The 14,497-nt window shown below is 36.6% G+C and carries 14 protein-coding genes; 1 reads left to right on the forward strand and 13 read right to left on the reverse strand.

Annotation, left to right across the window (positions count from 1 at the left end; genetic code table 11):
* Positions 1-455: 455 nt before the first annotated feature.
* The 3 genes from ACZ5V8_RS09270 to ACZ5V8_RS09280 all read right to left on the reverse strand — a co-directional run bounded on the left by ACZ5V8_RS09270 (position 456) and on the right by ACZ5V8_RS09280 (position 4,117).
* Complete coding sequence (locus ACZ5V8_RS09270) at positions 456-1,010, reverse strand: Lcl C-terminal domain-containing protein (protein WP_464217552.1); 555 nt, start codon at positions 1,008-1,010, stop codon at positions 456-458.
* A gap of 261 nt (positions 1,011-1,271) precedes the next feature.
* Complete coding sequence (locus ACZ5V8_RS09275; protein WP_464217553.1) at positions 1,272-3,179, reverse strand: Lcl C-terminal domain-containing protein; 1,908 nt, start codon at positions 3,177-3,179, stop codon at positions 1,272-1,274.
* Between the two features lie 323 nt (positions 3,180-3,502).
* Positions 3,503-4,117, reverse strand: a complete 615-nt coding sequence (locus ACZ5V8_RS09280) for a hypothetical protein (RefSeq protein WP_464217554.1) — start codon at positions 4,115-4,117, stop codon at positions 3,503-3,505.
* 223 nt (positions 4,118-4,340) lie between these two features.
* Here ACZ5V8_RS09280 and ACZ5V8_RS09285 point away from each other — a divergent pair, with 223 nt between their 5' ends.
* Positions 4,341-4,973 carry a hypothetical protein gene (locus tag ACZ5V8_RS09285; RefSeq protein ID WP_464217555.1) on the forward strand — a complete coding sequence of 211 codons (633 nt, stop codon included), beginning with the start codon at positions 4,341-4,343 and terminating at the stop codon, positions 4,971-4,973.
* A gap of 294 nt (positions 4,974-5,267) precedes the next feature.
* On the opposite strand, the gene ACZ5V8_RS09290 is transcribed toward ACZ5V8_RS09285, so the two are convergent.
* From ACZ5V8_RS09290 to ACZ5V8_RS09335, 10 genes are all read right to left on the reverse strand, one after another.
* Entirely contained in the window at positions 5,268-6,224 is a 957-nt protein-coding gene (locus tag ACZ5V8_RS09290) for a phosphatase PAP2 family protein (RefSeq protein WP_464217556.1), read from the reverse strand.
* Between the two features lie 41 nt (positions 6,225-6,265).
* Positions 6,266-6,979 (reverse strand): tetratricopeptide repeat protein, encoded by a 714-nt coding sequence (locus ACZ5V8_RS09295; protein ID WP_464217557.1) that lies wholly within the window; start codon positions 6,977-6,979, stop codon positions 6,266-6,268.
* A gap of 46 nt (positions 6,980-7,025) precedes the next feature.
* On the reverse strand, positions 7,026-8,621 hold the full coding sequence (locus ACZ5V8_RS09300) for a TadE/TadG family type IV pilus assembly protein (protein WP_464217558.1): 1,596 nt from the start codon (positions 8,619-8,621) through the stop codon (positions 7,026-7,028).
* Positions 8,618-9,235 carry a type II secretion system F family protein gene (locus ACZ5V8_RS09305; RefSeq protein ID WP_464217559.1) on the reverse strand — a complete coding sequence of 206 codons (618 nt, stop codon included), beginning with the start codon at positions 9,233-9,235 and terminating at the stop codon, positions 8,618-8,620. The genes ACZ5V8_RS09300 and ACZ5V8_RS09305 overlap by 4 nt, the downstream gene beginning before the upstream one ends.
* A 206-nt stretch (positions 9,236-9,441) precedes the next feature.
* The gene (locus ACZ5V8_RS09310; protein ID WP_464217560.1) at positions 9,442-10,176 is read right to left on the reverse strand and encodes a type II secretion system F family protein; all 735 of its coding nucleotides are present in this window, start codon (positions 10,174-10,176) and stop codon (positions 9,442-9,444) included.
* A gap of 192 nt (positions 10,177-10,368) precedes the next feature.
* The gene (locus ACZ5V8_RS09315) at positions 10,369-11,622 is read right to left on the reverse strand and encodes a CpaF family protein (protein WP_464217561.1); all 1,254 of its coding nucleotides are present in this window, start codon (positions 11,620-11,622) and stop codon (positions 10,369-10,371) included.
* The gene (locus tag ACZ5V8_RS09320; protein ID WP_464217562.1) at positions 11,619-12,284 is read right to left on the reverse strand and encodes an OmpA family protein; all 666 of its coding nucleotides are present in this window, start codon (positions 12,282-12,284) and stop codon (positions 11,619-11,621) included. Before ACZ5V8_RS09320 ends, ACZ5V8_RS09315 begins: the two co-directional genes overlap by 4 nt.
* 16 nt (positions 12,285-12,300) lie before the next feature.
* On the reverse strand, positions 12,301-12,750 hold the full coding sequence (tadF, locus tag ACZ5V8_RS09325) for a tight adherence pilus pseudopilin TadF (protein WP_464217563.1): 450 nt from the start codon (positions 12,748-12,750) through the stop codon (positions 12,301-12,303).
* Positions 12,740-13,234, reverse strand: coding sequence for a TadE/TadG family type IV pilus assembly protein (locus ACZ5V8_RS09330; RefSeq protein WP_464217564.1), 495 nt, complete (start codon positions 13,232-13,234; stop codon positions 12,740-12,742). Before ACZ5V8_RS09330 ends, tadF begins: the two co-directional genes overlap by 11 nt.
* On the reverse strand, positions 13,231-14,496 hold the full coding sequence (locus ACZ5V8_RS09335; RefSeq protein WP_464217565.1) for a hypothetical protein: 1,266 nt from the start codon (positions 14,494-14,496) through the stop codon (positions 13,231-13,233). The genes ACZ5V8_RS09330 and ACZ5V8_RS09335 overlap by 4 nt, the downstream gene beginning before the upstream one ends.
* Between the last annotated feature and the right edge of the window lies 1 nt (position 14,497).

The following is a 14,497-nucleotide window of genomic DNA, read 5'->3' on the forward strand; positions in this document are numbered from 1 at the left end:
GACGTTCGGTTTAATTATTATTAGCATTCTGGTTCCTATTTTGCTAAAAGTGATACCTATTACGTAGGGTTACTAATTAACTGGAGTACGCACTTTGCGATTTTTTTAAAACCTACCCCGCATGCTTCGCATCCACCTCTTCGCTAACGAAGGGGAGCATGTGACTTCGGCTTTTTAATTCCCTTTCACTTGTGAAGGGGTACCGAGCCTGCGAGGTGGGGTAGTTGAGCAAAAGTGCGTAACTTCAGTAATTAAGTCGCGTTTGCAGGAAACTTACAAACAAAAAAGCCACTTGGCAGTGGGCTTATACGTCATTTAACGATTATAGAATCGAAAGCCAAGGCAGATGACGGAAATTAGAACCATCACCGCTATCCTAGAGTTATAATCCTAGCATGCGATGACAATGGTTTAGATCTATGGTGAATCTTAGGAGCCTCTGAATAATCAAATAATCAATTTGGTCCGCGAACAGGCAACACATAGGAGAAGCGCGTCTGAAAGTAGTGGCTCACAAGACCGTAACTCATATTAACACACCACGCGTGACCGCCTGACAAGGAATAAACATTGCTAGACCAATAATAACTCACTTGAATATTATTAAAACCGTTAGTATTTAACCAGTGTGCAGGCGAAGTTGTATCCGAGTAATTTACAAGGCTTCTTAGCTCATTAGCAGTCGGTAAGCGCCAGTCATTATATCCACATAAGCTTAAAGTATCAGCATATGTCTTTGCATCCGTCCAGTTTTTTGCGCCTGCTGTATTACCATATTTAGCCCACATTAACCCAGTTAATTTGTCATATTCTGCATCAGTACATGTAGAGTTATCAGCCTGCTTGGCTGATTCAAATCTTGGGTTAGGCCACTGCCCTGAGCCTGTATCTGTAGGATTTGTATTTTGAATAACAGCACCAGTACTAGCAAAGGTATAGTTGGAGTAACTCAAAATTGCTATTAAACTAAGCAGCATGGATATTTTTTTGTTTTTTTCAATTTTTCTCATTTTTTTCTCCTGAATAACTTGCTGTTTTTGTTCAATTTCAACCATCAAAAGCACCCGCAAGTTATTGCTATGTTTAGTTGCGGCGAAGCCGCTTGGGGTGCTCCTAATTTAAATTTTATTTATGGTAGCGACTAAAGTTACGCACAATTGTTTCTATGTAAACCGCAAATGCCAATGTTTTGTTATATATTGGTAAATGTTCATACTGTGCCATTTATATCAATACCTTTGTAGCCTTTAAATAATCAAATCACCCAATAATCAATTTGGTCCGCGAACAGGCAACACATAGTAGTAGCTCGACTGATTGAGGCTGCTCACACTACCGTAAGACATATTAACGTCCCACGCGTGACCGCCTGAGAAGGAATAAACATTGCTAGACCAATAATAACTCACTTGAATATTATTAAAACCGTTAGTATTTAACCAGTGTGCAGGTGAAGTTGTATCCGAGTAATTTACAAGGCTTTCTAGCTCATTAATAGTCGGTAAACGCCAATCGTTATACCCACATAAGCTTAAATTATTAGCATATGTCTTTGCACCCGCCCAATCCTTTTGACCTGATGCACTGCCATCTTTAGCCCACATTAACCCAGTTAATTTGTCATACTCTGCATCAGAGCATGTTGAACTATCAGCCTTTTTGGCTGCTTCGAACCTTGGAGTCGGCCAATCCCAACCATTTTCAGCCCCCCCTGGGGCTGTATTGATTGGTGTGGTAGCAAGTAATACCTGTGAACTACTGCTCAAACTCACGTCACTGCCCCCTGCATAATGCAAGGTTGAACTCATCGTCTTATTACCATCGGTTCCTGACGTAAAAGTGCCTTCCCAAGTACAGCTGCTGTTCGCCGCGATTGTTGTTTTCCCATTACAGCTACTATTCGCCGTATCTAGTGTGAAATCCGCTGCGGGAAATACATTCGTAAAACCAACACCTGTCGCGGGTAATGTCGTGTTGGTGTTGCTAAAGGTATACGTAAATGGATAACTGACGCCTTTGGCAGCATTGGCTGGAATATCCTGTGTTTTGGTGCCTGTGATAGCAACTGTTGCCACTTGAGAAGCACTCGTCAAACTCACATCACTGCCCTCAGCATAATGCAAGGTTGAGCTCATTGTCTTATCACCATCGGTGCCTGGCGTAAAAGAGCCTTTCCAAGTACAGCTGCTGTTCGCCGCGATTGTTGTTTTCCCATTACAGCTACTATTCGCCGTATCTAGTGTGAAGTCCGCTGCGGGAAATACATTCGTAAAACTAACACCTGTCGCTGGTAATGTCGTGTTGGTGTTGCTAAAAGTATAGGTAAACGGGTAAGTGACACCTTTGGCAGCATTGGCTGGAATATCTTGGGTCTTGGCACCTGTTACCACAATCTTTGAAAAGCTAACTTGAGCGAGGTAGCCCTCTCCCAAATCTAATTTTAAATATCCCTGCGCTTTATCTACAGTTGATTGAATATCAAAACTACATTGTTCACCAGATTTAAGCTCATTTATACACGTATTATTGGATATTGTGGCAGTTGTAAGCTCATGATTTGAACTATCAACAAAAATTGGTTTGTTAAAATAAAAATTAGTGTCACTAATATTCGTTAGCGTGACAACCTTTGCTTTGTCTAATGGCAAAACAGAATCCTTGGAAAGGTTAACCTGTAAACTACTCTTTTTAATAACTGTATGTTCAGATTTGCTTACACCATTCGGTAGGACAACACGCCAATTTAAAGTTTCCTTACCAGCTGCAGATGGTTTTAATGATAAATCTAACTCACATAGCTTTCCAATTGGAACATTGCTACAACTGCCATTAATACGAATATTAGGGGTTTCCACTATTTTGACTGAGTAACTTTCAGGTGTAGTTTGGGCTGAAAACCCATCCAACTGCTGCACTTTATTTATAGCAATACTTAATTTGCTATAAGCTACTTCAGTCGAGCTCATCTGAGCAGAATAATCAACTTTATAGCTACCCGTTGAAGGATTATCATTTGAAGATCCGCCTCCTCCTCCGCAGCCAAATAGTACACTAGTTGTCAGCATCACCCCCATCAATCCCAAAAAGCTCATGCTTTTAGTCATCTGCTGAGCAGGTGTTCCTGACTCTTTTTTCTCAGTCGTAGAATATTCTCTGTATATTTCATTCATAAACTTCATGCTCACCTCATATTTTTTTTGTTTATAGCACTGAACAACCCTCACCCCCTCTCGCCTAAACTCAGCAATCATTGCATGGTACAGCTTGTACTTGATTGGCAGCAAATAACATAACAGCCAACGTTGAAAAAACGACAACTTTAGATCTAACTTGAAACATATTTTAAAACCCCATTTTTTATGTTTTGACTTTGTAAATCAGCGTCCCATCACGCTAATGGGTGTATCTTAGCGCCACAAATACCTAAAATACTTACCATTTGAATTTGCTGTGTAATAAAATGTAACCAAGTTTTATGAAGTGACGGTTGAAACGATGTAATTTACCCCCTCAGCCGCACAGCTGACGGTGAAGCTGCACAGTTGTTTTCAAAATCAATATTTTTTGCCCATTGCGTTTTTTCTCCCCAACTACAGCTACATTTTGATGACGGATCAAAATTTTCAATCCTAAGTTTAATTGGTTCGACCACAGAAGCAGTTTGTTTAACAAATACAGTTAGCTTATAATGGCAACCATATTGATCAACGCCTTTCCGCCAAGTGTCCAATGTTAGCTCTGCCAAAGGATAGTTAGATCCTGCATTTGATGGACCGGAAGTGGCAGAGTACACTGTGCCTTTTATTGGTTGATCATTATCTTTCACCAACATCGCCATATAGCTATTATATTGCGGCAGGGCAGGGGCAGAATATGGAGCTACAGGAAAACAACCCGTGTTGGGCATATTCATCTCCTTACAAACTGTAAAGTCATCCTGCTTACTAGCTGTATGTTGTTTAAATTGAGCGGCATATGGTTCTGTAATTTCAGAAATATCAGAGCCATCTGAAGTCTTTATATCGATTTGGATACTATCTGCCAACGCGACATGACTTAACATAAATACTGCAAAAAAAGTGATCGAACAACTGGAAATTTTTGATTTGTGAAACATATATCATCCTTATTTGTGTTAATCCAATTATTAATGCTCAGTTGCACTAATAGCAAAAAATATTATAAGCATTAACAACTTAGGTAGTTATCCTTATGATTTATTGTGTAAGGAAATATCACCCATCACAATCCTTAATTTGACTTAATAAAGATCAAAACTATACTCACTTTAACTCAGGAAGAATTTTATGCGTCAATTCATGGTAAAAGGAGTATACATTATGCGTGTTATTACCACATTCTTAACTCAGCAACAGCAATATAACCATAGCCAATCCCACAGACACAATAAAACGGCAACATATTATGATCATGACTTAGCACGTTTATTTTTCTTGCTAATGATTATCCTGCTTTGCACGATAGAAATCCACTTTGCAACAACAAAGTCCGCAAGCATAAGCCTAAGTGTCAGCGCACGCGTCACTCACTCGGATAAAGTGCAGCTCTCTAAGCTCGACGCACACAGTAATGTGCAATTAAAGATGAATCGATCAGGGCAGAATAATAACATGCACTTGAGTAACAAGCATAAGCAGCTACAATTGCATCTGGCTGAAGCGGCAACCATACAGCTTGTTAACCGCCCAACGTTAAAAGGAGTCATCATTGATGAAATGCATACAGAAAACATCAACAAGACAAAATCAAAAGAAAGGATGGATAAACTAAATACTATCCACGAAATTCCACTTAAGGTGTTTGTCAATGATATCGAGCTCAATCAATCATCTCAGAGGATTTCGCAAAATAAGACACATCATATTAGCATGACAACAGAAGCCTTAGAAACAGCAGCCAATGGCTACTTTAAAGGTGTTGTTTTGCTGAAAATTAAGGGTGTTTGGGATTAAACAAAAAAGCTAAGTGATATCAGTAGACCACACCTGATTAACGCGACAAATATTGATACCACGCAGTTTGTAACTGTATTTAACATGCTGTTTACAAAGTTCGGACAAATTAGGAAACCTAACAGCCAACACTGCTTTTAAGCTCATTTGCCAATTGTCAGCTAGCAAACCAATAACTCCGATACAACTTTGACTTTAAAATCTGACGAGTAACTTGCTCTTTTTGTGCTCATAAATACACCCTCTATTCATTTTACTTTCAACAATATATCGGAACTATATCGGAACTGGATTTTAAAAGACACTGTTTAAATTTCTTGGAGTATTATATTTAACTAGTTTAACCTTCTTCGACCAGATAGTAGATTTAATCAAAACTGCAAAAAAACTCCATAATAGAAGACTTACGATAATATCAACTAAATAATGCTGCCCTAAAACCAAAGTGCTTAAAGCAACAAGTAAGCCGACAATCACAATGAACATATTTATATAGATTTTTTGCGACCATAACACATAGCTACTGAATAAGGTCATGATAATGTGGTAACTTGGAAATGAAATATCATCATTGACCGAATGCAGTCTAGTCTGTCTAAATGAAAAATAAGGGTCTATATAATTATAAAAATGACTCACTGCTTGCATATTTGGATGAATATAACCTGGCCCAACGGTTGGAAAGAAAAAAACTAAAAAAATGACTATAAAATTCACTAAAGCTAATATTAACATTCCTTTTTTGAGTTGATCCACTGCAAAAATGCTCCCCCTGACTATAGCAGCAACTATCATGACTACAAATATATAGATATAAATTAATCGGAAGAAAGATACCCAATAAGAGTGGTTCAAATAAAAACCATCACTAAATTGTTGAATATTAAAGTGTAGCAGGGAGCTATCAATATTATTAAGCATATTATCTGCAAAAGAGAAAATAGAAAGCGGTGACAGAGTAACCAGATTTGAAATAACAACCGTTTGTATAGTAATGCCTAAGGCAATCACTCTCAAGATTTTGCTAGTCCTAAGCTTATTACACCGATAAAAAGCCAAACCACAACCATAGAGTATAAAACAGATAAACCAGAAATATAAAGTAGATAACAATATAGTATAGTTCTCAGTGTAAGAAATAACTGTCAGCACCATAAAACTTATAAAACAAATCATAACAATTGGCTCTTTAATAAAAGTGAATACATCCTCTACCAACAGCTCAATCTTAATCTGATATATTTTCTTCATCTCTACCTCATATATTTAAATGATTTATCAATCATATATAATTACTGTTGGTTCATATCTGGCATCTGAGTCACCATTTTGGCTGCACTTTTTTGACCTAATTGGTCTAATGCATAAGCAAGATTATTGACAAGCTTTTTATTTCGGTTGCCTGCGTAGTAAATGGGATAAAGCAAATCAACGACTTTTTGATAGTTTTTTTGCACCAAGTAAACCACGGCAATATTATTAATTGACTTAGTTTCGTCAAAACCTTTTTTCCACGCCGAGGTAAACTCTGCAATTGCCTGTTCATAACTTTCATCATAGGTATAAAGCTCTCCCAGTAACTCATGCGTTTGCGGCATATCTTGAATATTAATGCTTTCTACAGCATAACGTTTTGCATCTGCTAAATGATTTTGTTTAAATAAAATTTTTGCTTTATAGTAGAGCGCTAAAGCAGGTGGTGACTTCATTTGTAGCATGGGTTTTAAATAAAACTCTGCCACAATATAATTTTGCATCTTAATATAAGCATCCACTAGTTTTAAACGCAAATCAACATTGTCTTTATCCTCGGTTAGTTTACCTTTGTAGTAATTGGCAAGCTCAGCATAGCTGTGAGTACTTGCAAACAATTGTTCTTTATTTTGCTCCAAAATATGTGATGGGTCTTCGGGTGTCGTAGCACAAGCACTTAATATAAAAACTGGCAATATTAAGAACAATCCACTATATTTTTTTATTCTATTTATTTTATTTAGTTTTCTCATTTCTACCTCTCTTTAATTATTAATTTATAATGGTTAATAAACATCACTATTGTGGTAATGGTGGGGTGTTTTGATTAAATCGATAGATAAGTCTGGGCCTTTGATCATAACTTACTTGGGTAAGCTTTGAGCTACTATTAAAATCAGGCGCCTGTTTACGAGTATTTGGTGGAATATAATTTAAAATGTCATTAGAAATTGTAGTGCTCAACTTCTCATTATTAGCTAATTTCTTATAGTTTCCTTCGGCAGATAGATTTTGAAAATGCGTTTTGCTAAAACAGCTACCATTAAATATTACACCTTTATCAGGGTCTCCAGAATCAATCATTATAAAGTAAGAAAAATAATTTCTATGATGTGACTGCATTGCTTTATTTAGCTTACCACAATAGTCATTTTCTCCTAGAATTACAGACGGTGCTTTTGAACCCTTAGGATCGTGGTTATTGTGGCTATGTGGAGTGCCATCAGTTATCATAAAAAATAAATTATTTACTGTCTTATGTTTACCTTGTGTACTACCTTTATAATACAACTCATTATTTGCATAGATAATTGGGGCTGCTAAACCTGTAAGTGTCTGATAATAATTTTCCGCCCTAAACCTGTTATTAATTTGCTTGATTAATTCGCTCTGGTTACTAAAAACATTAACAAGATCAGTTCCTTGGAAATTCAAGTAATCAAAAACATCCATATAAGGAAGCATATAGTTTGCATTTAAAAAATTATAATCCCCAGAACTACCTTTTTTTAATAAGTCAAGTGTTGGTATAGCAAAGTTTGAAGAGTCATACTTTACGCCATTATTATCGATAAAAATATTTGCCGTTGCAAGAAACTGTAGATAAACTTTGTCATTCCCTCCTAATGATGTGTGCAGCTTGTCAACTATCTGCAATGATACTCTTCGGATACTATCTGCCAGTTCTGCAGGGCCTCCAGAGGCTTGACTTGCCATACTTGGACTATCATCATAAACGATCACTGCTGTAATCTCATGCTTGTTTAATGGCGGCTTAGGTGGCTCAGGTTTAATAGCACACATATCGTCATACTCTACAGTTGATCTAACGGCACCCACCGCCGTATTGTTAACTGTCTCTAACACATGAAACCCTAAGTTACCAATTAATCCACTAGCAAAAGAATGAAACTGCGTTCCATACCCTGATGAGCGATACAGGTTGATATAATGATGTGTATGATGATAAGCTTGCTGAATACACTTCCCGGTTTGGTCGTATTTTACACAACAGCTAAGTGGTGTTATTTCATCAGGATGTGGTACCGTAGGATCATCAATTTGTTGAAATGCTGTTTTAATCGTATTATTCGAGATTTCCTTCAAATCATAAGGAAAATAATACTGATATACCTGTTGAGCATAATTATTATTTGCCGCGGTGTTAGTTGTGGCATCTTCATGCGCTAATGTTAATGCTGCAGCTTCACTGGCATCTGCGAGTCTTGATTTGTCATTTAACAAAGTTAATGCACCAATTGCAAGCCCCATAAATAAGAGCGTTGCAGGCAACATCAACGCTGTCATGATCGCATAAGCACCATTTTGCTGTACCAAAAAATCTTTTATTTTGCTATACATTATGTTCCCCCAGCGTAAGTTGACTTGTTTCATTGACCAAATCCTTGCAATGCTGGCAATAAGGTCATTAATACATTTGGCGCAAGGATGGTAATTGGGATAGGTAACAAAAAGAACAGGATCATCGGAATCGTCAGCTTTACGGCTAAGCTCGCCATTTTTTCTTCTGTTTTTAAATAAACTGTTTCGCGTATCTGTGCTGCTTGCGTAAGAAGTCCCTCTACCATTGGGGTTCCGGTATTTAATGAGGTAATCACCATATTGGTAAAACGCGTAAGTATGTCATCTTGATAGAATGTCTTACAAAATAACTCTAAAGATCGATTTAATCCATGAATGGCATTATTAGCTGAAATTTGATTTAGCTGATACGACCAAGAGAAGTTTACCGCAGCAATATTCTGTTGTGTTAATGTTAAAGCTCTTTCAAAGTTAACCCCAGATTGCATATAAACAGCAATAATTTCCATAATCACAGGGGTATCATTAACAAACTGACGTAATAGTTTTTTCTCTTTTTGAGAAATCCACATATCCGGAATAAATAGCATCAACATAAAGCAGATGATACCAAAAATAATATAACCCAATAAAAGCATTAACACCATCAAACCGCAGCCAATAAATAATTTATAGCTATATAGCATGACCAGAGGGTGTCTTTTGGATATCCCATACTTTTCTAATATGGTTTTTTTTGACGCTAAAGCCCAACGTTGATATAACCGCTTTAATTTAAAAGATTGACGGTACTTAAGTAAATCAAAATACTTTTCAGCATAAAACGCGAACTTAAATGTTCCTATATAAATGAATAAAAAAGCCAGAATTAACAGAATAAACAACACCCACATTATTTTGCCCTCTTATAAATTGCATAGCTGATAAAAACCCCTATTGCTTCACTGATTAACAAATAGTAAATAACGTAAATGCCATGAGGATCATTTAAACTAAAAGTAATTATTTTAGGGTTGATAATCCCCATTATGGCTAACATGACAAAGGGTAGTGCAGCCAGCACCATAATTGAGGCACGTGCCCCCCCTGATAAAATACGTTTTCTCTTTTCAATCCTAGCATCATTATAAATGACCTGAGATATCCTATCTAATGAAGCGCGAAAAGAGCTCCCACCACGGTAACAACTCACTGCTGTAATAGCAAATAGTACATAAGACTTATAAGGAAAGCGCTTAATAGACTCTAAATAAATCTTTTCAAGACTATCAAAACCAATTTTATTATCCGCAATCTTTAGCTCCTTTTTAAGCAGACTATCTCTTAAGTTAGCAACCATCTCCTTATGTGCTAACTCAAAGCTTTTGCCTGCAGAGATATGACTTGATAATATCTCTAATGCTGCGGGAATATCTCGTTCAAAAAGTCGCTTACGCCTATTTTTCAGCATGAAAAATAATAATAAAAAGATAAGCACAAATAGGGTCAGGCCAACATATAAGGGATTTAAAATAGTATAGTTGTTTACAATTATTGCAGCGCTCATGCTAATGGCAAAATCTATCAGCAATATACTTAGGAAAATACGAATCCCGCCAACTTTAAAGCTTAATTTATCAAAATACATACGCCCCAAATAACTTATTTTTTTGCGCAAAACGACATTGCCCCACTCAACCGTATCATCTGTATTTTTTTGTTGCATTGCTTCACGGATATAATTATCCAGGGATTTATTTGATCTAAGCTCTTGCCAGCCAAAATAACCTGTAACCCCTAATAATAGCACCAAAACTACTGCCCACATAAGATATACCCCTTAATCAGCTAAAATGCTCTGTATCTCTTCTTCCAAACCACAATATGAGATTTTTCTATACAACTCAGAGTTTCTGCTAACTTGTTCCATTTCATAGCAATCTCTATATCTATCGTACTTTACAAGCGTATTTAATACAGGTGTTTCTCCCTCCAAACCGATCAAGTTTGAAACTTCAACGATCTTTCGTTTTCCAGAGCTTAAGCGCGAGACATGTATAATAACATTAACTGAATTAACAACTTGGCGCTGAATGTATTGCACAGGAAAATTATTCCCTTGTGCCATCATTGCCATTGCAATGATACGATTAATCGTGTCTCTACACCCATTAGAGTGTAAAGTTGACATAGAGCCATCATGTCCTGTATTCATTGCCTGAATCATATCAAAAGCCTCAGCGCCACGACACTCACCAATCACGATCAGGTCTGGACGCATCCTTAATGCATTAACTAATAACTGACGAATAGGAACCTCACCAAGGCTCTCGGCACTTTGAGGCCTGCTTTCTAACCGCACAACATGACTTTGCAGCAACTTAAGCTCTGCCGTATCTTCAATCGTAATAATGCGATAGTGATCTGGAATATGCTGAGAAACAGCATTTAACAACGTCGTTTTACCAGATCCAGTACCACCACTGACAATAATATTCACCCTTGAGCGCGCAAAAATAGATAATAGTTTAAGAATCTCAGGCGTTAATGAATCAAACTCCATAAGCTGCTCTAATGTATAGCTTTGTTTGTTAAACTTACGAATTGAAATAACCGTACCATCTAACCCTAAAGGTGGGATTACAACGTTAACCCTACCAACGCCATCCAAGCGTGCATCACAGTAGGGAACCATTTCATCAACGCGTTTATTAACTTTAGACACAAGTTGTTGTGCATATTCCCGTAGTTCTGCTTCTGAGGAAAAGTATTGCTCATTAACGTTTGTTAGCCGCCCCTTACGTTCAATATAAATACTTTGGTAATTATTAATTAAAATATCAGTCACAGAATCGTCATCGATTAGCTCCTGTAACACACCAAAGCCAAAGACGTGGTCGTAACACATTTTTACTATCGTATTTCTTTGTGTTTGGCTTAACACATATTTTTTTGTTTTTGCCAGCACATTAACCAGCTCTACAATACTGTGATGAAAATTGCTTTCTTTAAGCGTGGCTAAATCCATATCGCTTAGCTGCATCATCACTTCATGCTTAAACTCCCGCATAAGCGTATTCATATGCGCACTCATTTTTGCCTCCTTTGCGATTGAGATGTGGTGGCTTCATCATTAGATAAAATCAACATAGTCACACTTCTGTTTAATGCGTGGTTGCTCTTAGGTTGAATTGGTTTATCTTCGCCATAGGCATAGCTATATATGCGAGTTGCCTGAACATGGAAATTATTAATAATAAAGTTTGCAACGCTTTGCGCTCTTTTACGTGATAGCCTTTGGTTGTACGCATTCGAACCAACACTATCTGTTCTACCAACCAGCACTATCCTATTATTTTTGTCCGCCAGATTAACTTGCTCGTGCACAAATTTGCTAATGTTTTTTCTATCCTCTTTATCCAAATTGGATTTATCAAACCCAAAAAATACCCTGTAGGTTTGTTTTTTTGCCATCATGGTATCCACAACTTTTTTATCTTTCTTGCTGTCTAGTTTCTGCAACGGCGCTTTTGTTGATAACTGATTGGCTTGTTCAAGCATTTTATGTTGATAATCACTCGCTAACTTATCAACAGGTGTCGGATCTAATGATGGGTTATGTATATAATAACCATAATGATCTAATTGCATCACATAGATTTCTTGCCCTACATTGACATCAGCAACTACATAACATAAAGGTAATAACCCTATTATCGTTATGAGTATATTTTTTGCTTGTTTTTTGAATCTCATTGTAATCTCCCCTTTTTTATGCTCTATCTTGTATCAGTGCAAAACCATAAATTCTAAATGTTGGAAAATGCATTCCAAATACCTCTTGTTCGATAATGGGATAACTCATACAAACTATATTTACCTTATTAAGCGTGCCCTTAAACTGTGGACAGTTTATTCCAGCTTTTCCCCCTGAAGATAACTGATAGCCAATTTGTAACTGTGTTAAATCTAATCCGCTATTGATGAGCAACTCATCCGCTACCCCTTGCATTTGTGATAGATCTACGCGTTTGTTATCTTTGATAACATTTACTAAGGCATATGCTGTATCATCTAATGATGCGCGCGTGAGTTGGTAATGTGCATATTCCCAAAAACCAGCAATCATTATCACCAAAAAGGGCAGTATAAACATCAGCTCAATCGTTACTGCTGCTTTTGAGTTATGCCAAAATAACCCAAGCATTCTTTTAACTGACAATTGCATTTTCTTGAATCGCCAATACTCTATACGTTTTGTCATCATTTGGATTTCCAAAAAAGTTAAATAGCCAATTTTGTCTATAGTCATATGAATAAATAGCATATTGCGCATTTGCCAGCTGTGGCGCTTTATGATGACTGATAACATCTTGCAATGTGTTGTATCCATCAATCCGGATTGTCATCTTATTTTCAGTTAAAAAACTATAATGCTTTGCATAATAGCGCCAACGTTTTTGCGCCTGTTGCATATAATCCTGATTCGTTAATATTTGACCTGGATGGCTAATCGCTAAGGTTTTTGTATCTCTGGTAATTAATGTGGCTGCTAAGCGCAATTCAATATACTGAACCGTTTCATAATAAATCATATAAATAAAAAAAACCGTCATAAAGAAAATAATGCATGTCAATGCAAACTCTATCGTCGCAATACCGGATTGATCGCCTGAAAACGCCAACACATGACCTTTAAGTTTCATTTTCTAAACGCCTTTATATACCCGGTGAAATGACCCCACAAATTTTTATTTATGCCATGTAAATGCATACCAAAATCATGTTTTATGATTTTATCAATGTCTTTATAAAATCCTTGTGTTTTTGTTGTGCCATTTTTATCCTTATTGCGACCCATCAATGACTCCATTAAGTGTCGATCATACTTGATTGTAGAATATTGCTTAGCATACAGCTTATTTAGATGATCTTGATCAAGCGCATTATCTTTGACAGCCCCTACTTTATTCACAATGACCCTAGTATTAATCAATTTCTTCATTTTTTGCTGCAACTCCTTTAATTCAAGAAAGAAATTATTTGCCGCATGATTACTCAGTAATGTATTATCAGTTACAATAAACACCCTGTCGGCCCTACTGAGTGTTTGTCGTAAATCTTCAGACATCAGTGTGCTTTTATGATAAAAAGAGTAATCCTCTACGATGCATGAAAAATCAGCTTGCACACCATCAACAAGTTCTGAAACTCTGTTAAAAAACTGTGTATGATCTTCTGCATTATCATCTTTTAATGGACTTAAAAAACGCAAGCGATTGTCACCACCTACTATTAAGTGTTGATGTGGTGGTACCACCGAGTTATTACCTAACAGCTTTTTATAATGCATGTCATAATCTTCAGCTTTGACCCCTAAATAAAACCGAGAAAATAAACTTTCTTCTTGGTAATTTGTATACAAGACTTGGTTTTTCGTTAGCATTGCTACCCGCTTTGCTAATAAAGTTGAAATGGTCGTAGACCCAACTCCGCCACAAGCACCTACAATCATAATCCTAAATGGCTTTGGTTTAAATAAAGCGGGCTTTGTCGTAAAAACATGATGCTCCAAACAATTTTTGATTAAAGGAATAAGCATCTGAAGCTCATAATCAAAATAGATATAATGGTATCCATATTGTTCAACCCTATGTTTTGTTTGGATGGAACCATCTTTACCCAAAATGATAATATCATGATTTTCACAAGAAAAATTAACGGCTAACCTTTCGATTTCTTGATCGATCTCTTCTAATGAAAGCTTTCTATAATCTAAGACAAAAATACTTTTATGATCAGTTATGATCTGACTAGAATACAATTTCTCAAAACTCAATAACAAGATATCTAACCCCAGTGACATTTTAATTTTTGATAAGATGTCATAAACCGGTTCATCTTGATGATCAGAAAATAGTATAACTCTTTCCTCTTTCAAGGACTTTGTTGAATGATATGGACTCATA

It is taken from the genome of Cysteiniphilum sp. GTC20157 (assembly GCF_055396795.1).

Excerpts from the sequence above, each read along its gene's own strand:
- ACZ5V8_RS09280 (WP_464217554.1), bottom strand. The coding sequence starts at position 4,117 with ATGTTTCACAAATCAAAAATTTCCAGTTGTTCGATCACTTTTTTTGCA.
- ACZ5V8_RS09285 (WP_464217555.1), top strand. The coding sequence starts at position 4,341 with ATGCGTGTTATTACCACATTCTTAACTCAGCAACAGCAATATAACCAT.
- ACZ5V8_RS09315 (WP_464217561.1), bottom strand. The coding sequence starts at position 11,622 with ATGAGTGCGCATATGAATACGCTTATGCGGGAGTTTAAGCATGAAGTG.
- ACZ5V8_RS09295 (WP_464217557.1), bottom strand. The coding sequence starts at position 6,979 with ATGAGAAAACTAAATAAAATAAATAGAATAAAAAAATATAGTGGATTG.
- ACZ5V8_RS09335 (WP_464217565.1), bottom strand. The coding sequence starts at position 14,496 with ATGAGTCCATATCATTCAACAAAGTCCTTGAAAGAGGAAAGAGTTATA.
- ACZ5V8_RS09310 (WP_464217560.1), bottom strand. The coding sequence starts at position 10,176 with ATGTATTTTGATAAATTAAGCTTTAAAGTTGGCGGGATTCGTATTTTC.
- ACZ5V8_RS09305 (WP_464217559.1), bottom strand. The coding sequence starts at position 9,235 with ATGCTATATAGCTATAAATTATTTATTGGCTGCGGTTTGATGGTGTTA.
- ACZ5V8_RS09275 (WP_464217553.1), bottom strand. The coding sequence starts at position 3,179 with ATGAAGTTTATGAATGAAATATACAGAGAATATTCTACGACTGAGAAA.
- ACZ5V8_RS09320 (WP_464217562.1), bottom strand. The coding sequence starts at position 12,284 with ATGAGATTCAAAAAACAAGCAAAAAATATACTCATAACGATAATAGGG.
- ACZ5V8_RS09270 (WP_464217552.1), bottom strand. The coding sequence starts at position 1,010 with ATGAGAAAAATTGAAAAAAACAAAAAAATATCCATGCTGCTTAGTTTA.
- ACZ5V8_RS09330 (WP_464217564.1), bottom strand. The coding sequence starts at position 13,234 with ATGAAACTTAAAGGTCATGTGTTGGCGTTTTCAGGCGATCAATCCGGT.
- ACZ5V8_RS09300 (WP_464217558.1), bottom strand. The coding sequence starts at position 8,621 with ATGAAACAAGTCAACTTACGCTGGGGGAACATAATGTATAGCAAAATA.
- ACZ5V8_RS09290 (WP_464217556.1), bottom strand. The coding sequence starts at position 6,224 with ATGAAGAAAATATATCAGATTAAGATTGAGCTGTTGGTAGAGGATGTA.